This window comes from Psychrobacter sp. TB15, assembly GCF_000511655.1.
GTDB lineage: Bacteria > Pseudomonadota > Gammaproteobacteria > Pseudomonadales > Moraxellaceae > Psychrobacter > Psychrobacter submarinus.
In genome coordinates, this window is sequence record NZ_AYXN01000037.1 from 79867 (window position 1) to 104077 (window position 24211).

General features: G+C 45.2%; 17 protein-coding genes. 5 read left to right on the top strand and 12 right to left on the bottom strand.

Annotated features, from left to right (window positions below):
- The first annotated feature begins 15 nt into the window (after positions 1–15).
- From pdxA to W234_RS0109400, 3 genes are all read left to right on the top strand, one after another.
- Positions 16–1122, top strand: a complete 1107-nt coding sequence (pdxA, locus tag W234_RS0109390; protein ID WP_025646605.1) for a 4-hydroxythreonine-4-phosphate dehydrogenase PdxA — start codon at positions 16–18, stop codon at positions 1120–1122.
- A gap of 148 nt (positions 1123–1270) precedes the next feature.
- Positions 1271–2140, top strand: coding sequence for a 16S rRNA (adenine(1518)-N(6)/adenine(1519)-N(6))-dimethyltransferase RsmA (gene rsmA, locus W234_RS0109395; RefSeq protein WP_025646606.1), 870 nt, complete (start codon positions 1271–1273; stop codon positions 2138–2140).
- A 100-nt stretch (positions 2141–2240) separates the two neighbouring features.
- The gene (locus W234_RS0109400; protein WP_025646607.1) at positions 2241–3077 is read left to right on the top strand and encodes a symmetrical bis(5'-nucleosyl)-tetraphosphatase; all 837 of its coding nucleotides are present in this window, start codon (positions 2241–2243) and stop codon (positions 3075–3077) included.
- Between the two features lie 79 nt (positions 3078–3156).
- On the opposite strand, the gene W234_RS0109405 is transcribed toward W234_RS0109400, so the two are convergent.
- The 3 genes from W234_RS0109405 to W234_RS0109415 all read right to left on the bottom strand — a co-directional run bounded on the left by W234_RS0109405 (position 3157) and on the right by W234_RS0109415 (position 9930).
- A complete protein-coding gene (locus W234_RS0109405; RefSeq protein WP_025646608.1) occupies positions 3157–5661 on the bottom strand; it encodes a site-specific recombinase in 2505 nt (834 codons plus the stop codon).
- A 275-nt stretch (positions 5662–5936) separates the two neighbouring features.
- Positions 5937–7724 carry an acyl-CoA dehydrogenase C-terminal domain-containing protein gene (locus W234_RS0109410; protein WP_025646609.1) on the bottom strand — a complete coding sequence of 596 codons (1788 nt, stop codon included), beginning with the start codon at positions 7722–7724 and terminating at the stop codon, positions 5937–5939.
- Between the two features lie 412 nt (positions 7725–8136).
- Positions 8137–9930 (bottom strand): acyl-CoA dehydrogenase C-terminal domain-containing protein, encoded by a 1794-nt coding sequence (locus W234_RS0109415; RefSeq protein ID WP_025646610.1) that lies wholly within the window; start codon positions 9928–9930, stop codon positions 8137–8139.
- Between the two features lie 343 nt (positions 9931–10273).
- Here W234_RS0109415 and W234_RS0109420 point away from each other — a divergent pair, with 343 nt between their 5' ends.
- Positions 10274–10924, top strand: a complete 651-nt coding sequence (locus W234_RS0109420; RefSeq protein ID WP_025646611.1) for an IS1595-like element ISPssp3 family transposase — start codon at positions 10274–10276, stop codon at positions 10922–10924.
- A gap of 44 nt (positions 10925–10968) precedes the next feature.
- Here the strand turns inward: W234_RS0109420 and W234_RS14210 are convergent, their stop codons facing one another.
- From W234_RS14210 to W234_RS0109445, 5 genes are all read right to left on the bottom strand, one after another.
- On the bottom strand, positions 10969–12207 hold the full coding sequence (locus W234_RS14210; protein WP_025646612.1) for an EAL domain-containing protein: 1239 nt from the start codon (positions 12205–12207) through the stop codon (positions 10969–10971).
- Between the two features lie 173 nt (positions 12208–12380).
- Positions 12381–13277 carry a 16S rRNA (uracil(1498)-N(3))-methyltransferase gene (locus W234_RS0109430; protein ID WP_025646613.1) on the bottom strand — a complete coding sequence of 299 codons (897 nt, stop codon included), beginning with the start codon at positions 13275–13277 and terminating at the stop codon, positions 12381–12383.
- A 125-nt stretch (positions 13278–13402) separates the two neighbouring features.
- Complete coding sequence (metF, locus tag W234_RS0109435) at positions 13403–14311, bottom strand: methylenetetrahydrofolate reductase [NAD(P)H] (protein ID WP_025646614.1); 909 nt, start codon at positions 14309–14311, stop codon at positions 13403–13405.
- Between the two features lie 30 nt (positions 14312–14341).
- Positions 14342–15766, bottom strand: coding sequence for an adenosylhomocysteinase (ahcY, locus tag W234_RS0109440; protein ID WP_037059511.1), 1425 nt, complete (start codon positions 15764–15766; stop codon positions 14342–14344).
- Positions 15767–16092: 326 nt separating this feature from the next.
- Positions 16093–17961 (bottom strand): TonB-dependent receptor, encoded by a 1869-nt coding sequence (locus W234_RS0109445; RefSeq protein WP_227501938.1) that lies wholly within the window; start codon positions 17959–17961, stop codon positions 16093–16095.
- 552 nt (positions 17962–18513) lie between these two features.
- On the opposite strand from W234_RS0109445, the gene W234_RS0109450 reads away from it, so the two are divergent.
- On the top strand, positions 18514–20535 hold the full coding sequence (locus tag W234_RS0109450; RefSeq protein WP_227501939.1) for a mechanosensitive ion channel family protein: 2022 nt from the start codon (positions 18514–18516) through the stop codon (positions 20533–20535).
- Positions 20536–20596: 61 nt separating this feature from the next.
- Here the strand turns inward: W234_RS0109450 and W234_RS0109455 are convergent, their stop codons facing one another.
- The 4 genes from W234_RS0109455 to trpD all read right to left on the bottom strand — a co-directional run bounded on the left by W234_RS0109455 (position 20597) and on the right by trpD (position 24210).
- Positions 20597–21229 carry a DNA-3-methyladenine glycosylase family protein gene (locus tag W234_RS0109455; protein ID WP_025646618.1) on the bottom strand — a complete coding sequence of 211 codons (633 nt, stop codon included), beginning with the start codon at positions 21227–21229 and terminating at the stop codon, positions 20597–20599.
- Between the two features lie 97 nt (positions 21230–21326).
- Positions 21327–22058: a Smr/MutS family protein gene (locus W234_RS0109460; protein WP_025646619.1), complete on the bottom strand. Its 732-nt coding sequence runs from the start codon at positions 22056–22058 to the stop codon at positions 21327–21329.
- Between the two features lie 86 nt (positions 22059–22144).
- Positions 22145–23008, bottom strand: a complete 864-nt coding sequence (gene trpC / locus W234_RS0109465; RefSeq protein ID WP_025646620.1) for an indole-3-glycerol phosphate synthase TrpC — start codon at positions 23006–23008, stop codon at positions 22145–22147.
- Positions 23009–23079: 71 nt separating this feature from the next.
- Entirely contained in the window at positions 23080–24210 is a 1131-nt protein-coding gene (gene trpD / locus W234_RS0109470) for an anthranilate phosphoribosyltransferase (RefSeq protein ID WP_037059512.1), read from the bottom strand.
- Position 24211 lies beyond the last annotated feature (1 nt).

The window sequence follows — 24211 nt, forward strand, 5'->3', positions numbered from 1 at the left end:
AAAGGATGGTTTGATATGCAAGATCTATTAGCTAAGCGGCCCTTACTCATTACTACCGGAGAGCCTGCTGGCATAGGCATGGATGTCGTATTGATGCTTGCTGATGCTGGTAAACTGCAGGATTTCGATCGGCCCATTTGGGTCACGGCTGACCACGAGGCGATGAGCGCGCGCGCTGATAGATTGCTCAAAGCCGGCACAATAAAAAACGATCCTAAATGGCAAGTGGTCGATTGGCAAATATTAGAAGACGATTTTGATAATAATAAAGATGACAGTGAAAAAACTATAGCGTCAGAAGGCGCGCAAAATAAGCTGAATGATAGCGGCTTTACCTTAATCAATATACCTTGTCATGCTCCGGTAGTGGCAGGTCGTATTGACACCAATAATTCCGCGATGGTCGCGCAGCAACTCACTCTAGCGCACAAGCTTGCCACTAGCGCACAAATCGCTGCTATCGTCACCGGACCACTGCAAAAGTCTGCGCTAATAGATGCCGATATCAAACTGCCTGATGGCACTATGTTCAGCGGTCATACTGAGTTTTTTATGCAGCAAAGTGGCTGCGACAAAGTGGTAATGATGCTGGCTAATCAAGCCATGAAAGTGGCGCTAGTGACCACTCATCTGGCGCTCAGAGATGTAGCTGATGCTATTACTCCAGATAATGTGCGGCAAACAATACAAATCGTCCTCGATGATATGCACACAAAATTCGGTATGAATAATCCGCGTCTCTTAGTTTGCGGTCTGAATCCCCATGCAGGCGAGGGCGGGCATTTGGGGCTTGAGGAGATCAATATTATTAATCCAGTATTGCAGGAGTTTATCAATGCAAGTGTCGATATCTCTGAGGCGATGCCAGCTGATACGCTGTTTACCACTAGACATTTAAACAACTGCGATGCGGTCATCGCTATGTATCATGATCAAGGTTTGCCAGTACTTAAGTCGCATGGCTTTGGCGATACTGTTAATTTAACCTTGGGCTTGCCTTATATTCGCACCTCTGTCGATCATGGCACCGCGCTTGACCTAGCAGGGCAAGGCGGCGCTAACGACAACAGTCTGTATCAAGCTTTATTGATGGCAAACGATATGGCCAATGAAGCGTTATAGCTTGAGGGCTGCCACACACTATAAACGCTAGAGCCAATGCAGCTTAATTATGAGCTATGTTATAATTCTGATTACGTTAAGCGCTTAGGCTTATACAGCTTTGTTGCACAAACCCTGTATATCTATTCATTTTATATAAAGAACCTTTATGTCAAAACCGTCGTTCGATGCTAAAACTCTCTCGGCCAGTTTGCGCACTGCCAAACACCAACCGCGTAAACGCTTTGGTCAAAACTTCTTGCATGATACTAGCGTTATTCGCCAAATCGTCGATAGCATCCGTCTGGAGCGCGATGATAATTTGATTGAGATTGGTCCTGGTATGGGCGCTTTGACTGAGCCGCTGCTCGCGGAAGTCAATGCTATGAGCGTAGTGGAGCTTGATCGCGACTTAGCAGATAGCTTACGCATTCGCATAGGTGCCAATAGCCATCCTAACTTTACGATTATTAAAGCCAATGCCATGGATGTTGACTATCGCGAGTTGTATAGCGAAGAGAAAGGCAAGCTGCGAGTGGTTGGCAACCTACCTTATAATATCTCTACCCCAATTTTGTTTCATTTGCTTGAGTTTGCTGATGTCATTGAAGATATGCATTTTATGCTGCAAAAAGAAGTCGTTGAACGTATTACCGCAGATGTCGGTAGCAAAACTTATGGCCGTCTGTCAGTGATTATGCAGTATCACTGCGAGACCGACTATCTGCTGACAGTACCGCGCGGTGCGTTTAATCCGCCGCCGAAAGTCACAAGCGCGGTTTTTCGTCTGACGCCTCATACTACCAAGCCTGTAGTCGCTGAAGATGAAGATCATTTCGCTATCGTCGTTCGCGAAACCTTTAACCATCGCCGCAAAACGCTACGTGCTATTTTTAAGCAATCAGCCTTACTGCCCACACTAAACGAAAATGACTTTGCTGCTTGCGCTATAGATCCGCAAGCGCGGCCTGAGACTTTAAGTGTTAGCGACTTTGTCACCCTGAGTAATCGCTCGGGCACTTTAATGGTTACAGAGTAATAAAAACAAAGTAGGGTATTAGCGTTTTTTAGCTCTTTAAGACTTACTTTGAAAAATTAAGCTTTTCGTTTTAGCAATAATAATCAACTCTTGAGGTTTTATGAGTTTTCGTCATCAGTATGTCATAGGCGACCTACAAGGTTGCTATGCAGCCTTTCAGCAATTACTAAAGACTTTAGATTTTGATCCAAAACAAGACAAGTTATGGTTTGCAGGAGACTTAGTAGCACGCGGAGAGGATTCGCTAAACACTTTGCGACACGTAAAGGTGCTGTGCGAGCAAGGCGCTGCTGCGACCGTGCTTGGTAATCACGATATCAATCTAATCGCGGTATGGCGCGGTGCGGCAAAACTTAAGGAAAAAGATAAAACCGCGCCTATCTTTGCCGCAAAGGACTGCGACGAGTTATTAGAGTGGCTGCGTCATCAGCCGATCTTAACTTATCCCAACGCGCAAACGGTGCTAGTGCACGCGGGTATTCCGCCGCACTGGAGTATTGATGAGGCGGCAGGCTATGCTAGAGAATTAGAAGCGCAGCTGCAAGGCAGTAAAAAGACTCTTGATAAGCTACTACCAAATTTATATAGCAAAAAAGCCGACGTTTGGCATGATGATATTAGTGGCTATACCAGATTACGCGCTATTAGTAATTACTTTACGCGCATGCGGTTATGCCAGCAAGATGGCAGCTTAGAATTTAGTTTTACCGCAAGCTTAGAGGAGGCCATGCCCGATGATTTTATGCCTTGGTTTGAATGGCAGGTGCCACGGACGCGTAAGATATTATTCGGTCATTGGGCAGCCCTAAAGGGAGATGTGGACTTACCGTATGCTCGCGCGCTCGATGGTGGCTGCGTTTGGGGTAACTGTCTACTGACCTACCGACTTAGCGATGGTGAAGTCATTAGCTCAAGCGCTCATTGTCCTAAGCCTTAATACAGCGTCTATATAAAGAGATAGTCTAACCTTCATTTGCCGTCTTCAGTCTAGAGCTAAACCGTCCAAACTACCTTAATTAATTGGGTAGTTTGGGAGGCTTTTTAGGTTTCGGCAAGGGCGACTTCGCATTACCAACGGCTTTTTCATCAGATTGAGCTGCCGACTTTGATGTTACGGTTTTGGGCCCTGATGTCTCTGATTCTAAGTTTTCAGAATCTAAAGCCTTCGTCATTTGCTCATATTGGATATCATTGGCATAAGGCACGCTATTTAGCTCTTCATCTCTTAGCCCATCATCTAAATCGATAACTTTTTTGGAGTTATTAGCACCAGTGTGCTGCGCTGTATTTTGCGTATTATTTTGTACTGAAGCTCTTGTAACGTCTGCCTGCGTAGCAGAGGCGGGGTTGTTGTAATGAATATCGGTATTTTCTTGCGCGACCGATTGCACCACTTCTGGTGATATTTTGACATCAGATAGACGTCTTATTACATAGTTGCTTGGTAGGGCTTGGTTACCTTTTTGTGCCGAGCTGTCTTCAAATATCATGTGCCCTTGTCTATCGATACGAGCGTAACTCATCGGCTGAGGACGGGGCCAAAAGAAGTCAGAAGGATGGCTGATTACATGTCCAAAGACCAGTCGTATAAGACGACTCCATCCAAAGAAGCGCACCTCTTTTGAGCGTAAGGCCACAAACAGCGCTAGCGAAAAGCTCACCATCAAATTGACAATACCGATTAAGGCCACTCCCAAAATCGAGATGGCAATTAAGCCCCAGCTCATATCAGCAGCGGGTAAATTAAACAGGCCATGAGCTAGGTTGGCTGAGGCAAAGGCAATGTGGCGAATATCAATAGGTAGACCAAAGATATAGCCTATCGTCGCGGTACTGCCTAAGAATACACCAAATAAAAAGTTGCCCATAATCGCGCCGAGATTGGCTTCTACAAAGCCGCCCAAACGCATGAGCCAAGATTTTGGTAAGATAAACTTTAGCAGCTTATGGCGCTGAATACGCGCGCCTATATGGTTATAAACCGCCAAGTTATCATAGTAGCCAGCGATAAGCCCCGATAAGAACAAATACACCCCAGCAATGGCAGCATGAGGCAGGGCAAGCGAGCGAAAGGGGTCGAGATCATGCAGTAAGCTGGCGGCTTTATCAGGATCGATCATCGGCACACCGCTGTATTGCCACCAAGCAAAAGAGATAAGCAGGGCGACTGGCATGGCGAGCATGATGTTACCCATGATAGCGATAAACTGCGTGCGCAAAATATCGACGACCAACTCAGAGAGCTTAGTTAACTGATGGGATTTTTTACCGGAGCCATCAGAGATAGTCGATGCGATAGCCGCTGCCGTCATCGCTGGTTGTTTGGTCGCCACCGTACCATGGACGACGTGGATAAAGACAAACCCTAAGCCATATATCATGCTATTGACGAAGGCGCGGCCCATAGGGGCAAGGGCTAAGTGATAAGCAGATATCTTCAAAGTCGCCATAAAGGCAATAAAGAAACCACCGATAGAGGCCTTTTTGAACATCTTTTTATAGCCGGCTTTGTCAGTGCTAATATAGTGCTCACCAACGCGGCTGGCATTTTCGGTGACTTTTTTGGAGAGCAGCTTAGTATTATTATCGATCAGATAGCCGATACTATAACGACGACTGGCGGTACTGATGAGTGATTGAATCAGCTCAATGATAGCGCCGTCACGCTTATGGTCTACATCTGAAACCAGCTCTGTTAAGATACGAATACGCTGCAGGCTTTGCTCAAGGCGCATCATCATATTGGTTAAGCGAATAGAGATACCCGTCTTATAGATACGCTTACGAACGGTCGCTACCACCTCTTCACATTGCTCTAACATAACCAACAACGGTGCAGCATCCACCGCCTTTTCAGGGGTGATATCAGTTAAAGTGTCAAGCTCATGCGCTTGACGGTACTGATTGACAAATAGTACCGCTTCTTGATTTTGTGCGACAAAAGAGGCGGAATAGTTCAGTATTTGTGGATAGGACTCCATAAGCTCAGGGTGTAGACCTATACCGCTGACTCGGTAGGAGAGGATAATAATAGCGTTTAGTATGCTGTTTTTGGCAGTAGCGACTAAGTGTAAATGCTCCTCTTTAATCTGCAGGAGGGCAACTAGCGTATCCCATTTGTCTTTGTCGATATGAGCAAGCCAGCGCTCATCAGTGCTTTTGTCAAACAGATAGCTGACCAGCTCGACAACAGAGTCCTCTTGCGGCAGCAAAGGTAGAAAACGATGTCCTATCAGTCGTCGTAAACTACTAAAAAACCCCTGATCTGACATGATACCGGTATCGGTATACAAAGTAATTTGACGATATTCGGTAATTAGCTTTAACACAAAGCTGGCAAGCCCATCTCCGTATTCTGGATGTTGTTGCAAGATATCAATAAGTGCCTGTATCTTCTGATTGGCAAGCGCAGGCTCTTTGTCAGTGACTCGCAGCTCATCGATTAAGCGTTTGAGCACCGAAGGTTCTGGCACATCACTTAAAGCAGTAATCTGCTGTAAAATACGTTTTATTTCAGACACATGGTACCCTTAGTTGTTTTTATAGAGTAGGCCGTTTAGCGATAAAGATGAACAAGCATTCAGTCAGCTGCTGATCTAGGCAAGCTCACACGATATTTTAATCGCAACCTAACGTTTAAGGTTGATTATTTTGTTAGTAGTTATTTACGAGGCTCAAAAAGCAAAGTCACATGGACAAAAAACACGGACAAAAAAAGGACAGCTCGAAATGAACTGTCCTTTTTTATGAAATAGCTTTTAATAACTATTAGGCAACTATTATTTGGCAAGTAGCCCTATGAGTTAGTAGCAGTCTCAAAATATGCAAGATCAAAGTCCATCATCGGATCGCTACCAGTCTCGACCATCTGTACATGAGCATCGATGCGCGGCAAAATACGGCCAACGAAATAATCGGCAAGCTTGGCTTTATTGGTATAAAACTCACCCTCTTTACCGTCAGCAGCTTCGACCATCATCGCAAACATATACGAGTAGCATAGATAACCAAAGGCATGCATGAAGTCTACTGCACAGCCGTTGATCTCATTTTTGCGCTCACCGATATTAGCAAGTACCGTTGTGGTCAAGTTTTCAATCTTGTCAGTCGCTGCTAGTGTCGCTTGCTTCACTTGATGATCCGCTTGCATGTTGTTCACAAAGTCGCGAATCTCGCTTAAGAAGTTATTGATATATTTGCCATTATTACGCGCCACTTTTCGGCCTAATAAATCAAGCGCTTGGATACCGTTAGTGCCTTCATAAATCTGGGCGATACGCGTATCACGAACGATCTGCTCCATACCCCATTCGCGCACGTAACCGTGACCGCCGAAGACTTGCTGGCAATCAATCGTGGCTTCAAGCGCTTTATCGGTTAAGAAACCTTTAGCAACAGGCGTCAATAAAGCCACGCGAGCTGCTGCCGCTTTAGCCACTTCGGGATCATCACTGAACTTTTCTTTGTCGAGATTCTGCGCCACATACATGGCAAAGCAGCGTGACGCCTCAGAGTTGGCTTTGGCATTAAGTAACATACGGCGCACGTCCGCATGATGGATAATCGCATCGGCAGGCTTTTCTGGGCTTTGCAATTGAGTATCGCTACGACCTTGACCACGATCATTGGCATAGATAACGGCGTTTTGATAAGCCAGCTCAGTACCGCCAAGGCCTTGTAAGCCCATAGTGACACGCTCGTAGTTCATCATCACAAACATTGACGATAGGCCCGTGTTTTCAGCGCCGACCATCCAGCCTTTAGCATTGTCAAAATTCATCACACAAGTGGCTGAGGCTTTGATGCCCATTTTGTGCTCAATAGAGCCAACGGCTAAGGTGTTGCGCTCGCCTAAGCTGCCATCTTCATTGACCAAGAACTTAGGCACGATAAATAAAGAAATACCTTTTGAACCTTCTGGCGCGTTTGGCGTTTTGGCCAATACCAAATGAATGATATTATCAGTGAGGTCATGCTCGCCGCCAGTGATAAAGATTTTAGTACCAGAGATGTCATAACTACCATCATCGTTAGGCACAGCTTTGGTTTTGATAATACCCAAATCAGTACCAGCGTGCGGCTCAGTTAAGCACATCGTACCTGACCATTCGCCGGCGTACATTTTCTCAAGATATGTCTCTTTTTGCTCTTCACTAGCCGCCGCGTTCATACATAGGGTTGCGCCAACCGTCAGGTTAGGGTAGAGGGCAAAAGATTGGTTAGTGGTAAAGATCATCTCTTCGGTCAGCATCGTGACCATTTTAGGAAAGCCTTGACCACCGTACTCAGGATCACCGCTCAAGCCCACCCAACCAGATTCAGCGTACTGCTTATAAGCTTCTTTGAAGCCAGTAGGAGTCGTGACTACGCCATCACCTTCAAAGGTTGCGCCTTCTTCATCACCGCTGCGGTTGATTGGTAATAAGACATTTTTTGATAACCTTGCCATCTCTTCTAAGATCATATCGACAGTATCCATGTCAACATGAGCAAGCTTATCAGTACTTTGCCAAAATTCATGGGCACGAAAGACATCGTTTAAGATAAAGCGCATGTCATTAAGAGGGGCATTATAAACAGCCATAAAAAATCCTTTCATTCAAATGTAGTAGAAAAATGGGCAAGTATCAGTGGCGAAACTGGCCTAGAGTCCAGCTAAAATCAGGTACTGATAAATGTGACAAGCTAGGTCAGCATATCGATTATCAAACATACTAAGAGTATTGCAATCATTAAAGTTTAGCAAATTAGCGCATTATCATGTGTGTTTGTTCGTGAATACTGGGTGCACCAAAAGTTTCACAATAGCTTTGTGGTTCTTAAATTTGACTTAAAAGAGTATGAGACAACTAAAGTATAGTTAATAGACAGCAAGGACTGATCACTACAGCCTGCCATAAGACTTCATAATACTAAAAAAGCAACATACTTAAGTATGTTGCCTCTGATAATACTCATTAAGATCAAGCGAATTCACCGCTCATTACAATGGCAACTTAAAAAGCAAACTGCTCAACATCCATACTCATATATGGCGCAACACCCGTGCCGATACGCTGCGCATGAGTAGCGGTACGAGGGAGCAATTTGGCAAAATAGAACTGCGCTGTTTTGACTTTTGCATCATAGAAGGCTTGCTCACTATTGCCGTTGGCAAGCTCAGTTTGCGCGACTAATGCCATACGTGCCCATAGGTAAGCGACAGTCACATAGCCACTGAAATATAAGTAATCCACCGCTGCAGCGCCAACTGCTTCTGGATTTTCAGCAGCTTGCTTACCAATTTCAGTAGTCAGCTCACCCCATTGTTTGACATGCTGCATGAGCGGCGCTGTAAACTGTGCCATGTCATCATTGTCTTTATTCTCATCACAGAACTGCTGAATGATAGTGACAAAGTTGGCAAGTAGTTTGCCTTGCGAGCCCAGTACTTTACGACCCAATAGGTCAATAGACTGAATCTCGGTTGTACCTTCGTATAAGCAGGAAATACGCGTATCACGAACGTTTTGTTCCATCCCCCATTCACTGACAAAGCCATGACCGCCATAGACCTGAATACCGTGGTTCGCCGCTTCAAGCCCTGTCTCAGTCAAGAAGGCTTTGGCAATCGGTGTCAGTAACGACAACATCTGATCAGCAAATTCACGATCTTCACCTTCGCCTTTAGCTACGGTGTCGGCAAAGTGTGAGAGATAATAAATCAAAGCACGTCCGCCTTCTGCAAATGCCTTTTCGGTCAAGAGCATATTGCGTACTGCGGGATGAACAATGATAGGATCTGCCGCTTTTTCTGGCGCTTTGGCTCCTGATAGCGAGCGCATCGCTAAGCGATCTTTTGCATAAGGAAGTGAGCCTTGGAATGCATACTCAGCAGCAGTTACGCCTTGAACAGCAGTACCAATACGTGCCACGTTCATAAAAGTAAACATGCACTGTAAGCCGCGGTTTTCAGGGCCAATCAGATAACCAGTTGCACCATCAAAGTTGATCACACAAGTAGCAGAGGCTTTGATGCCCATCTTATGCTCAATAGATCCACAAGTGACTTGGTTTGGCTCAGCCAAGCTGCTATCTGCATTGACATTGATTTTTGGAACAATAAATAATGAGATGCCTTTAGTGCCAGCAGGCGCGCCTGGTAGACGAGCTAACACGATATGAATAATATTATCCGTTAAGTCATGCTCGCCAGCCGAGATAAAGATCTTTTGCCCAGTGATGCTGTAAGTACCATCGTCGTTGGGCTGCGCTTTGGTGCGAATGATACCCAGATCAGAGCCTGCATGTGCTTCGGTCAGACACATCGTACCTGACCATTCACCGGTGACCATTTTTTCAAGGTAGGTGTCTTTTTGCTCATCAGTGCCATGGTGTTCGATGGTCTGAATAGCGCCATGAGACAGTCCAGGATACATAGAAAATGACCAGTTCGCTGTACCTACCATCTCATTAATAACAGTTGATAAAGAGAATGGTAGGTTCTGTCCACCAAACTCTTCTTCGGCAGATAAAGCCGGGAAGCCAAGCTCGCAGTACTGTTTATAAGCTTCTTTAAAGCCTTTAGGAGTGGTTACTTTTCCATTGTCAAAATGGCACCCTTCGGCGTCACCGCTTTGATTCAATGGCGATAGCTCGTTTTCTGCAAAGCTTGCTGCCATCTCAAACAAACTGTTCATCAAATCGCGATCTGCTTCCTGGAACTTTGGAAGACGCTTATAGTGGCTTTCACTATCAAGCAGCTCATGCATGACGAATTGAATATCACGTAGGGGCGCTTTGTATTGCATGTTATTTTGTCCTTTGTTTTTGGATGTAGCCAATGACGGTCTATACCTATAGCCGTTTACTATCGATGAAAAGTGCTGATATTAGCTATCTAAAATTGCCATGATAACCATCAAAGAGGGATAACTATAATGATAACCATAGAGGTCTGAAAAATAGGCCGGTGACAGTATCACTCAACCTTCAACGCTTACCCCTAAAAGATAGGCTTTCAGAAGCAATTATACAAGTTTTGAGCTAATACTGATAAGTCATCAACCTGCCTTGCAACCTTTACGGGATAAGCATTAGCGTCAATTGTTTATGGGGCTGTCCTAGATAAGTAAAATTATTTAGGATAGCACTATGAGAAAGAGTAAACTAAGTTGGTATAAACAAAACAGACTCATCGAGTTATTTGTTGCCGGTTCTACCGCCAGAACAGCAGCAAGCTTAGTTAGTGTTAATAAAACGACAGCCAGTTATTACTTTCATAGGCTAAGACTGCTTATTTACGAGAATAGCCAAGACCCTGGTCTATTTGAAGGCGAAATCGAAGTAGACGAGTCATACTTTGGTGGCACTCGTAAAGGCAAGCGAGGGCGAGGTGCTGGTAGCAAAGTGCCCGTGTTTGGCCTATTAAAGCGTAATGGCAAGGTCTACGCTTGTATTATACCCAATGCTAAAGCAGATACTTTGATCCCCATCATAAGAGAAAAAGTGAAGCCTGATAGCATTGTTTATACTGACTCATTTAAAAGCTATAACGCATTAGATGTCAGTGAGTTTACTCATTATCGTATCAACCACTCTAAAACCTTTGTTAATGACAAGAATCATATTAACGGTATAGAGAACTTCTGGAACCAAGCTAAACGGCATCTACGTAAGTTTAACGGGGTCCCAAAAGAGCATTTTCACCTCTATTTAAAGGAATGTGAGTGGCGTTTTAATCACAGTGACCCAAAGTCGCAATTACTACAATTAAAACAATGGGTTAAACAGGGTTTGAGCTAGTTATCTAGGACAGCCCCTTGTTTATTCAAATATTGTAGCTTGAGCTAGTGATTTGAGCTCTCAAGCAGTTGAGTGGCAGCTTGTGCATCAACCGGACGGCCGAGCCAATATCCTTGTCCATATAAGCAGCCCATCTTACGCAGCTGCTCATAGTGTTGCTCCGTTTCTATGCCCTCAGCGACAGCTTGCATATCCAAAGCAAGCGCTAAGTCTAATATCGCCTGCACAATAGCTTGCTGAGTTGGATTTGAGTCAAGCTCAGAGACAAAGCTTTTATCAATCTTGATGAAGTCAAAAGGGTACTGTTGTAAATAACTCAAAGAGGCGTAGCCGGTACCAAAGTCATCTAGCGCAAGACAAACCTTGAGTGCTTTGAGCTCGGTGAGGCGCTGCTTTATATTATCATTGCTAGGCAGCAGCGATGATTCAGTCATCTCTATATGCAGACGATACGGAGCGATATGATAACGAGCTAATAACTGGCTAATGATTTTGTTAAAGTCAGGATGACTAAATTCGGTAGCATCAGCATTGATGCAAATATGCTGGGTACATTGCATGCCTTGCCATTGAACTAACAGCTGCGCGGCTTGCTCTGATAACTGAGAAAATAGCGCAAAGGAGAGACCATAACTGATGATATCAGCGATAAAGTCTTTGGGTTTTAAAACCCCGCGAGTTGGATGTTGCCAGCGAACTAAAGCCTCAAACCCCACAATAGATTTGGTCGCTAGATTGAATTTTGGCTGATAGTATGCGACGAATTGATTATCAGCAATAGCTTGGGCAAGTAGCTGCTTTTGATCGGGTAGACTTGCTGAGGGCTTGTTATTGACATAAAGATTATCTGTCTTATCTTCACCTAGCAAGTATTCTGATCGCGGCTCTTTGACTTGGTTGCAGGTAGGGTCTTGTAGCGTACCAATATAAAAAACCTTATTGTCGATGGTAGACTGTTGAAAAACGATAAGGTAATCTAAAACTTGATGGTCTTTATTGGGTAAGGTAAAGGTTTTTTTGTAGCTATTATGATTTGCTAGATGGCTAGCCAAGTCTTTTAAAATCTCAGGCTTATGTTTTGTGAGGCACTGAGTGATAAAAGTGCCAAAAGGATAGCCAATAAGCAGATTTTCACGGTAGCCGGTGAGTCTTTCATAGGCACTATTCATCGATACATAGCGCTTGTCCGCGTCCAAAATAAAGACAGCCTGATCTCGCTGCTGATAATAGTTAGTGAGCAGATGTTGTTTGGACATGACTGAGAGAGGCTCAAAAGGCGTCATGGCGAATCTCGTAATAAAAACATTAGGCTGTGTACCAATTAGTGGTGTCAAACAACCATTATAAACGAAAAGGTTTATAAAAATGTTGCTGTAGACTGAACGAACTATTGTTTTATAGTGCTTGACTTATCCTTGTTTAAAAGTGCTAGTCTATACCGTTAAGGCTCAGCGGACTAAGCCTGAGACAAAGCTGATTGTGACAGAGCATATAAAGTAGACAGCGCGACGACGGGCGCAGTTTCAGTACGCAGTACGCGCTCGCCGATTTGCCAAGGCAAAAACCCGACTTGCTCTGCTTGCTGGCATTCTTCGACGCTTAATCCTCCCTCAGGGCCTATGAGGAGCTGCAGATAAGGATTTGGTATCGCTAATACTTCTTTGAGCGCAGCTGGCATCAAAGGCTGATCGGCGGCAGGTACGCTCAATTGCAAACGCAAATCCACGGGGCGCTTAAGTTTCTGATAATACTCATCTTGGCTTAGAGTAGAGAGGTTGGCGCTGACTGCTGATGACAAGGATGATGATGACATATCTGCTGCATCCATACTATTGTCAGCCTCGTTTTGCGTTAACCACTGCTGAATGGGCAAAGGAGCTAAGATTAGTGGCACGCGATTCAAGCCACATTGCTCACAGGCGGCAATAGCAATTTGCTGCCAGTGCGCAAGCTTTTTCTCGACTTGCGCCGGCTTGAGGGTGACTTCGCCATGCTGGCTGCTGAGCAGTTGAATCGCGGTTACCCCAAGCTCTGTTGATTTTTGGATTGCATAATCCATACGCTCTCCGCGGCTCATAACTAAGCCGATCTTAGTCGTCACGGGGGCTACGCGATCGATATCATGATAAGCGAGTAGGGTAGCTGTCGCTTGTTTTTTGCTAATGGTTTGTAGCTCGACTTGATATTCGCCGCCAAAACCGTCGAACAGTATACCTTGATCGCCGATATTGGCTCGCAGTACGCGGCACCAATGGTGAGCGATGGCCGCAGTCAGCTCAAGGCTTTGGCCTATGGCTATGCTGCTAAGCTTTGGATATTCATTGTTATTAGTGGCATAAAAAAAACGTCGCACGCTAAAGAGTTCCTATCAGGATAAAATACGATAAAAAGACCAACCAAAAAAAACTGGCACTCCAAGAGTACCAGTAATTATACTTGCTTAAGCTAATATAGCAATGAGCGACTTTATCTATAGCTTTATACGCTAGCTGATTCAGAGCTCAAGGTTTTAGAGCTCAAATCATTAGAAACCAACTCATCAGAGACGAGACCTAAAGCCTCAACCAAGCGCTTATTTGGCTCAACCTTGTTCATACTATAAAAATGCATCGCCGGTACGCCCTCGGCAATCAAGCGCTCACAGAGACGGTAGACAACATCAAAACCAAACTCGCGAATGGCTTTGCGATCATCGCCGAAGTCAGCTAGCTGGCGGCGCACATAACGCGGGATATCAGCGCCGCAGCTGTCGGCAAAGCGTATCAGATTGCTCGAGTTGGTAATCGGCATAATACCGGCGACTAAGGGCTGCGCTACGGTATCAATACCGCGCTGCTCAAGCGCGTCACGTAGGTGCAAGTAGCTATCCGCGTTATAAAAGAACTGCGTAATCGCCGTATCAGCGCCCGCTTTATACTTATTGACTAAGTTGTCAATATCGAATAAGAAGCTTTTGGCTTGCGGGTGCATTTCAGGGTATGCGGCGACTTCGATATGAAAATGATCAGCCGAGTGCTCGCGGATAAACTTGACTAAATCCAAAGCAAACGGCAGCTCACCCATACCGACTTGACCTGAAGGTAAGTCGCCACGTAGCGCCACCAGACGGCTGATACCTAAAGCTTTATAAAGATCTAGCAGCTCAGCAATCTCTGCCTTGTCATCACCGATACAAGAGATGTGCGGAGCCACTGGCGTATCACTGCGCTCAAGTAATGCCTGTACGATACTCAAAGTACGATCACGAGTCGAGCCGCCAGCGCCATAGGTCACTGAAAAATACGTTGGTGACAACTGATTGAGCTCATCAAAGGTAGTGAGCAGCTTCTCATGTCCCTGCTCAGTTTTGGCCGGGAAGAACTCAAAGGAGAAAGCAGGCTTACTCATAGTCACATTCCTTAGTCATTACTATCAGATTTAGTATTTGTATTCTTCAGGCTTAAACGGCCCTTCGACAGGTACACCTAAGTACTGCGCTTGTTTCTCGGTCAGCTTAGTCAGCGTACCGTTGAAGCCCGCTACCATCGCTGCTGCGACTTCTTCGTCAAGCTTTTTGGGCAATACTTTGACATATAAGTTATCAAAACGCTCATCAACGGGCAGATCAGCGAATTTTTCATCGAATAAATACATCTGCGCGAGTACCTGATTGGCAAATGAGCCGTCCATTACTCTCGATGGGTGACCGGTTGCGTTACCTAAGTTGACCAAGCGGCCTTCAGCGAGCAAGATCAAATAATCATTCTCATCGTCTGAGCGGAAGATTTGATGGACTTGCGGCTTAACCTCACTCCAGCGCCAGTTATCACGCATGAACTGAGTATCGATTTCGGTATCGAAGTGACCGATGTTACAGACGACCGCACCAGGCTTCAATGCCGCTAGCATGTGCTTGTCACAAACATGATAGTTACCGGTAGTGGTAACAATTAGATCGGTATCTTGTAGTAGACGCGTGTTGATGCTGTCGCTACCACCAGTATTATCGCCATTGATATAAGGTGATAATACCTCATAGCCATCCATACAAGCCTGCATGGCACAGATAGGATCAACTTCTGATACTCGTACGATCATGCCTTCTTGACGTAAGCTTTGTGCTGAGCCTTTACCGACATCACCATAACCGATGACTAGAGCGCGACGACCAGCTAAGAACATATCAGTGGCGCGTTTGATAGCATCGTTTAAGCTATGGCGGCAGCCGTATTTATTGTCGTTCTTAGATTTCGTGACCGCGTCGTTGACGTTGATGGCCGGTACTTTGAGCTCGCCTTTATTCAGCATCTCAACCAAACGGTGCACACCCGTGGTGGTCTCTTCAGAGATACCATGGATAATATCGAGCATTTGCGGATAGTCATTGTGAACAAGGGCGGTCAAATCGCCGCCATCATCTAAGATTAAGTTGGCATCCCAAAGCTGGCCTGATTCTTCGCCGCCAACGTGGATTTGCTGACGCAAGCACCATTCGTACTCCTCTTCAGTCTCGCCTTTCCAAGCGAACACTGGGATACCAGCTGCGGCAATAGCGGCGGCGGCATGGTCTTGGGTTGAGAAGATATTACAAGAGGTCCAGCGTACTTCGGCACCAAGCGCGGTTAGCGTCTCGATAAGTACAGCAGTCTGGATTGTCATGTGAATACAGCCGGCGATTTTAGCGCCTTTTAGCGGCTGATCCGCTTCGTAGCGGCGACGCAGACCCATTAGGGCTGGCATCTCAGCTTCAGCAAGGGTGATCTCGCGGCGACCATAATCAGCAAGGCTGATGTCAGCGACTTTATAGTCAGTAAAAGAGGGATCGATCGTATGGGCAGAGGGAATGTTAGACACTGCGTCCATAATATGCTCCTATCGTTGATAATGATAAAAAGAATAAAAACGCAGGTGCCGTTATTTGCGCTGTGAGCGACCAAAACGATGGACTCTCGACAGTTAACCGAGCCTAACATAACCTGTGATTGCATAACTATAGAATATTAATGCAGTAAATCACTATTATGGCGCAACACCTCTCGGGAGGGTTATTGTAATAGATGCGATGCAGCTTGTCACCTTTTGCTTGATATAAATAGTAAGCGTTTGGAGTATTTACTCATACAAAAAAAGGCCATCCAGTGATAGCCTTTATTATTGATAATCTAAGTTTTAATCGGTGCTAAAAAAGCTTAATACCAGTTATAGGTTAGTGAGGTGAAATAACTAGTCCCATCGGTGGCATATTCATTACCGAATTGACTGGCGAGGGTATAGTCTTCATCAGTGAGATTATCTATACGCAAATTAGCTCGCAGATTGGGATTAATATAAACACTACTACTTAGATTGACTAAGGTATAGCTATCTAACTTATTTTGATTGGCGACATCCGAAAACCTATCATCAGTGTGCTTAGCTTCAAGACGTAAATCGAAGCTAGGCTGCTGATAACCGACATAGATTAAACCACTATTCTTGGGGCGGTAGACGAGCTTATTGCCTTTATTAACACTGCCTGAGGTATCATTCTCTGCTTTTAGGTAATCATAGCCTAACCCAAAAATGAAATCATCAACCTGCCAATCTGATGTCAGGCTCAGCCCCTTGATTTTTGCTTCAGCAGTATTGGTGTTGCCACCAATTAAATCTTCAACGTCAGTGTGATATCCCGTCAAACGAGAGACTTGATTGCCTTTATTGTACTCCACAAATACCTCAGTATTTTTACTGGTTTCAGGCTTTAACTCTGGGTTGCTATAGCCAGGGTAGTATAAGTCGTTAAAGGTTGGGGCGCGAAATCCAGTAGAGTAGCTTGCACCAATACGCATGCCATCTAGTGGACGAATAGCGGCGCCTATATTATAAGTACTTTCATTACCGTATTGTGAATTATCATCTACGCGGTAGTTGGCTTGCAGATCGTAATAAGTGTCTGATAATTGGTAACCCACAAACGCGCTTTTGACGGTTCTGTCATCAGGGTTGTAAGCAGTCTGAACGGGAGGATTGGTTTCAGGGTAAGGAGGATAAACCAAGACGTCTGAGGCATCTAATTTTTGCGATAACCATTCTGCGCCAACGATAACTGTGCCGGGCTGTGCGTTGATGCTAGTCTCTAAGCGTGCCTGCTCTTGTGTGCTGTTAAACTCGCTTCCTTCATTATAGTCAATGGAGTTTGCATCATAAGAGGTGAGTTTGTCGATACTTTGACCGTAGCTCAGTTTAGTAGCAGTTAATGGCGTTTGATACTCAATAAAAGCATTAGCGCTGCCGTTTTTTTGATCTGAATGAGTATCAGGGAAAGCATCTCCCCCTGAATCATACTCAGTTGTAGAGTCTGAGTATAAACCGCTGACTCCTGCACTTAACGCATCAGTAAATCGGTGCTGTAATACTAGACTTGCATTAGTAGACTCAAAGCCATCGTCATCATTGTTATAATCATAAGAATCTGAGTTGGCAATCGCATTAAAACCATCCGTTTCATTGCGACTGACACCCAAGCTCAATGAGGAAGTATCGTTTTTGAGCTGACCGGTTATACCCACTTGATAATGATTGTTACTGCCATAACCTGCGCTAGTAGAAATATTGGACTGCTCTACGTTATTACCTTTAGTAAAGATTTGAATTACACCGCCCATAGCGTCTGAGCCGTAGACACTAGAACCTGAAGCGCCATATAAGATCTCAATACGATCGATTTGATCGATAGGCAGTAGATTTAATGAAGGAGTGCCGGTCGAGATAGAGCTATAGCGGACACCGTCGATGATTACTAGAACTTGCTTACTATCAAACCCGCGCATATAAAAATTACTAATCGTTCCCATCCCGCCGCTTTGAGAAATATTAATACCAGATTGACTCTTAAGCACATCAACGACGGTTTGACCTTGATAGCGCTGCAACTGCTCATTATCAATCACCCGTGTCTGCGCAACCACATTGCTTGTTTTAGTCGGTGTACGCGTCGCAGTGACCACGATCTCGTCAAGCTCAACCTGTGGCAACGAGTCATCGCTAATTGGGTTGGTAGGCGCTGCGGTAGCACTCATAGCGCATAAACCGAGTGCGCTCAAAATACAAAGTCGTAGATAAGAGGCGGGAGGAGCTAAAAACAGCATAGTGTTTTCCAAAATTATCAAATCAAAAGGGAGCCGAAAAAATACCAATCACAAAGAAATGGTTAAAAATTATAAAAGTTAAATAAAGGCTTGAAAGAAACAGAACAATGCTGGCGCTGCTAAAAAAGCAGTGCCTTTATAAAGCGTTTATTATTGCTGAATTATAACGGTTTGCAAGCGTTTTTAAGCCAATAATTATTCAGTATAAGCTGAGTGCTGCTCATTTTGATAAGTAAGCAAATGAACTAAGATAAGTCTGGCCACGAACTGGCAGGCGAGTTTTTTTATTAACTGAATCGAGGTGTTTGTAGCTGACAAAGTAATGTGCCTAAAAAAAGGTAAACATAAATACTTCAGTAATAAATAATTGTTATCATAGCAAGGGTTTCATGCTGTAGTGTTTTAACTACTTTATACCCACTCAAGTTTATACTCACTCAAAATCAGCTTACCGAGCCCAATAACTAAATGATGAGGTCCGTTTTGTCTATCGCGCGTCACAAAGAGTCAGTCACAGCACCGACACTGTCACTCAAGATCTTCACGATGATTACGCTACTGCTAGCGACACTGTTAGGAGTACCATCGGCGCCTGCATTCGCAGCAGAGCCAAATGCTTTGGGCGTCGGCAGTAATAATGCTAGTGAGGATAGTGAGGGTAGCGCTCGTGCCCCAATACCAGATTCTTTTGGGCGCGATACCCCTAGACAAACGGTACAAAGCTTTATCAATGCTTTGAGCGATAATGATTATTTACTGGCGAGTAATTATCTGAATTTGTCCAAATCAGATAACCCAACGCCTATCGTTCGCCAGTTTAAGCAGGCTTTAGATGCAGGAGGGCGTTTTCAGCCTGATTTGCAAATCAATAATACGCCAGAGGGCAACCTTGCCGATCAGCTGCCGTCCAATCAAGAAAAAGTCGGTAACATCAATATCAACGATAAGAATGTCTCGCTCATACTAGAGCGAGTCGTCGCTGAAAATGGTAAGCAGTACTGGCAGTTCTCTAGCGGTACGCTAAGCTTAGTGCCAGATGTGATTGAAAACACGGAACCGACGCTCATCTCTCGCTATACCATGGAGAGCTTAGAGGACGAAAAGTTATTCGGCTATCAGTTGGCAGATTTGGTGGCTGCTATCATGCTAGCTTTGGGTAGCTTTTTAGTCACTTATATCGCAGTATGGCTCTGCTACCACTTTTTGCGTATCGCTTATCCTCGAGTGCGCGGTCAGCCTTTACCGCTACCAGATAAAATTATTCTGCCGCTTTCAGTCGTCATCATGGCATTGATACTCTCTGAGGTCATGGTCTACTCGGGAGTGTCTGTGACGCTGCGTGAGCCAATCAATCGCTTCACGGATATTGCTTCTTGGGTCGCGGTGACTTGGCTGCTGCTACGTATGGTAGATGTGATATTTACTCGCGCCGTCAATCTAAGCTATAAAAAGAACTACATTGAGCGCGTCTCTATTCTAGGTCTGATGCGTAAGTTAACCAAAGCGCTGCTGCTTATCTTTGCCGTAATTGTCATCTTTGGTAATTTGGGCTTTGATCTGACTACGGGTATTGCTGCTCTAGGTGTCGGTGGTCTAGCTTTAGCACTTGGTGCGCAAAAGACTATTGAAAACTTGGTCGGTAGTGTCGTGGTGGTCGCGGACTCGCCGGTACGCATAGGCGACTATTGTAAGTTTGGTACTTATGAGGGGACTGTTATCGATATCGGTATTCGCTCTTCTCGCGTGCGTACTTTAACCCGAACGATTGTCACTGTACCTAATGGCGACTTTTCTTCCATGCAAATTGAAAACTTTACCTCGCGTGATATGTTCCAGTTTTTGCATAATTTATATATTAAACGCAGTGCCGATATCAATGAGATCTTTGAGATGGTCAACGATTTAGATACGCTACTCAAAGAGCATGAACTGACCAACAAAGAATGGAATCAGGCTAATATCTTGGAGCTGCGTCAAGACTGTTATGTTATCCAGCTACGAGCTTATATCAATGCCTTCGATACGATTGAGTTTTATGGCAAGCAAGATACCTTATTAGTCGATGTATTGAGCAAAGTCAAAGACTACAAAGTGGAGCACGCACTACCCACGCAGCAGTTACTTGTCAATCAAGGTGATTTCGATAGCCATTCAGAGCCTAAGACTGCTGATGCTATCTCTGATGAGCAAACTGACACTACTGACAATGGCTCAGCGGACGAAGTAAGCAGGCAAGCTGTAATTGCTCAGAAGGATAGCGATGCGCAGTTTGCCGAGACATCGGCTCAGGCAGATAGCTCTGATAGTAGTCAGATGGATAGCAAAACAGATAGTCGCAAGAGGGCGACAAAAGAGAAAAAAGCAGCAAAGCTGGCCAAAGATAAAGTCAGTAATCCCAATAAGTCTAAGCAAATTACCACACTGAGACTGGCCAAACGCCACTTTGAGCGCACTAAAAAAAGCTTCAATATCTCTATCTGGAATCAGCCTTGGAACAAGCATTAACTCTCATTACTTATGCACAAAACGGCGATGAAATAAGAGATTATAGCTACGTTACCGGCACTTATACCGGCATCGCTTCTTTATCTTTTAGCCCGCCATAGTATGCCCACAGCAATAAGCTTGCGGCGCTAAGATAAGGCGACCAAGATTGCGTTGCTACTTTGAGCTGTTTTGGAGTAGGGCGCTCGGGCAACTCTAGCAGTGCCATGGCAGCGACTCGAATCGCTAAGTCATCGACAGCCAAGATATCAGCGCGGCCCAAAGAGAAGAGTAAATACATCTCAGCGGTCCAGCGCCCTATACCGGTAACTGCAGTCAAAGTGGCAATGACCTCGCCATCACTCATTGTTGTGAGTGCCTGATAGTCAATATCATGATCTACCAAAGAGCGCACATAGCGGATTTTTTGTCTGGAGAGTCCTTGCGCTCTTAAGTCCTCATCATCGGCTTGTATAAGCGTCTTTGGCGTTATTAGGTTTGCATCCACCAACCTTTGCCAAATACTACTAGCCGCTGCCACAGATAATTGTTGCCCGACTATCGCTCGTAGTAAGGCTGCAAACCCGCCTTCATTACGCCGTAAACTTGGCACACCGACTTGTTCATAAACAGGCGCAAACCTGGGTTCTAATTCGATAAGCGCTTGAATATGTGTTTTTAGCTCAGCTGAGCTATCAAGGGTAGTCATGCTCATAATGGGCGCTCCTAATTATAAACGAGCTGTAAATTATCCATAAACCAGTCACAAAAAAGGACCGCGTTAGGCAGTCCTCTATTAACATACTTATACTTTATTCACTATCTGCTTTAGGTTTCTTTAGTAGTACTAAAACCGCACCGTTACCGCCATCTTTTGGCGGCGCCGAACAAAACGCTAGCACTTCTGGAAGCTGACGTAACCAACCATTAACGCAAGTCTTTAAGATAGCCTCAGAGCCTTTACCATGGACAATTTTTACCATGGTTTCGTTATTTCGCTTAGCTTGCACCAGTAACTGAGTCATGGCTTCGCGCGCCTCTTCGATGGTGCAGCCGTGGATATCTACCGCGTCATACCAACGAAGCTTACCTTGCTTAAGCTGAGTGAAGACTTTGTTTTGTAGCGTTGGCTGCTTATAAGAGAGATAAGCTTCGCTCGCAACTGGGTTCAATAGCGCTTGCATATCTGATAGGCCAGTACTTAGATCACCGTCTTCGTTGCCTTGCGCAGCAGCACGTTTCGACAAGGTCGCCGCGTCAGGTTTGCCGGCTTTATTCGCTTTGACTGGTGAGCGTACATTTTTGTCTTCTAGTTGCTGAACACCATGCATCGCTTGCATAAACAGCACTTTATCATCGTCGACATGCTCGCTGTCCATTTGTTTAACGGTCTTTTTGACTTGCTTTTGCGTTGGCAAAGCGACAGGCTCAGTGGGCTTTTGATTTTCGCCTTCAGGGCTATTGGTATCACGGCCTTTACTGAGTTGTCCTTTGAGCTCTTTGAGCTGATCTTGCATTTCTTTTGAAAATAGAGAGTTTGCCATAATAAGTATAAGTCTGTTTTGTTGATAAAATAAATAAGGAAGCTTTTAAGCTGCAGTGCTCTCACAGCGCTATAAGTAGGTGTACTTTACGCTTGTGTATTGACGCTCGCAAGTAAGGATTGTAACGCTTGTCCTGGATGATCGGTTTTCATAAACTGCTCACCGATTAAGAAGTGCTGAATACCTTGCGCTAGCATCAGCTCGATATCATTGTTGCTATGAATACCGCTCTCAGTAACGATAAGGGGCTCTATAGCCGAATCATCGTCAGCTAAGGTTTTAATCAGACTATCTTTAAGCTTTAGGGTGTTTTGTAGGTCCACCTCAAAAGTATTTAGATCGCGGTTATTAATACCATAGATATTGTGCTTGGAGCGTGGCAGTTGTAGCGCGCGCTCAAGCTCATCACTCGTATGAACTTCTATCAGCACATCCATACCCAGCTCAAGGCTTAGCGCGTGTAGCTGACCAGCTTGCGCATCGTCAAGACAAGCCATAATCAATAAGATACAATCCGCGCCCAGCAAGTACGACTCATAGATTTGATAGATATCAATCATAAAGTCTTTGCGTAATACCGGCAGACTTGCCGCATTATAAGCTTGCAATAAGTACTGATCATCGCCTTGAAAATAGTCACGATCGGTCAGGACGGATAGACAACTAGCGCCGGCCTGCTCGTATTGCTGGGCAAATAAAGCGGGCGAGAAATTATGATTGATAATCCCTTTAGAAGGCGAGGCTCGTTTGATCTCAGCGATAATCCCGATGTCGGCTGCGCGTAAAGCATTGGCAAAGCCGCGGCGAGGCTGCGTGTCCTTTTCAGCTTTGGCTTGTAGCTGTGCTAGTGAGCGCTGTTTTTTGGCGGCAGCTACCTCTAGCTGTTTGGTGGCGACAATGCGCTGTAACACTGAGGGAATGTTGCTATCGGTTGTGGTACTTGCAGTCATGGTGATATCCATAATTAGGGATAATAATTAAAACGATAGATAAGAGCGATTGAGTAGGAGCTAAATGACAATTAAGCTTGCGCGGCGAGCTGCTGAGTGTAAGCGGCTAAGGAATTAAGCTTAGTTAAAGCACTGCCGTTTTGGATCACCTTCTGCGCGCGGCTGACGCCATTTGGATAGTTGCTCGCGAGCCCTGCGGTATAGATAGCGGCGCCGGCATTGAGGGCGATCATATCACGCGCTTTTATAACAGAGCGGTCATGAGTTTCTTCACCAGATAAAGCCGCTTTGATAAGCTCAAGACTTTGCTCAGGAGAGTCGACATCGAGGCCGATAAGCGTTTGTGATTCCACTCCAGCATCTTCTGGCATCATCTCATAGACCGTGATCTCGCCATCTTTGAGCTCAGCGACGGTAGTGGAGGTGGCAAGACTAATTTCATCTAAACCGTCTTTGGCACCGACGACCATCACGTGCTCGGCGCCTAAGTTTTTCATAACCTTAGCCAGCGGCTCACACAGCTGAGCGGTAAAAACACCAATAACCAGATTAGGCACGCCAGCAGGGTTAGTTAAAGGCCCCAAAATATTAAAGATAGTCCGTGCTTTTAAGGCGCGGCGCACCGGATTGGCGTAACGCATGGCGCTATGATGATTGGGAGCGAATAAAAAGCCAATCCCTTCATCTTCGATACACTTAAGCGCTTGGGCAGGGTCTAGCGCTAAGCTGATACCGGCTTGCTCTAATAAGTCTGAGCTGCCAGATTTGGTTGAAACTCCGCGGTTGCCGTGTTTGGCAACTTGTGCGCCTGCAGCAGCGGCGACTAAGGCAGAGGCGGTGGAGACGTTAAATAAATTTGCACCATCACCGCCAGTACCAACGATGTCGACTAAATAATCGCAACCTTTAGGCTCGATGTTCGCCGCTAAATTACGCATGGCGCTCGCAGCAGCGGTAATCTCGTCGATAGATTCGCCTTTCATTCGTAGACCAGTCAAGATAGCACCCATCAAAGCATCGCTACATCTGCCTTGCATGATGATAAGCATCACCTCGCGCATCTCATCAAAGGTCAGATCAATCCGCTGTAATATCCGATCTAAAGCCGAGGTCAGCAACTTGTGCACTTGCTCTTCTGAGAGTTCGGTAATCTGCTCTGGCGTGCTTTGGGTTAGGGAGTCAGTCGTATTTTCGGCGCTCATG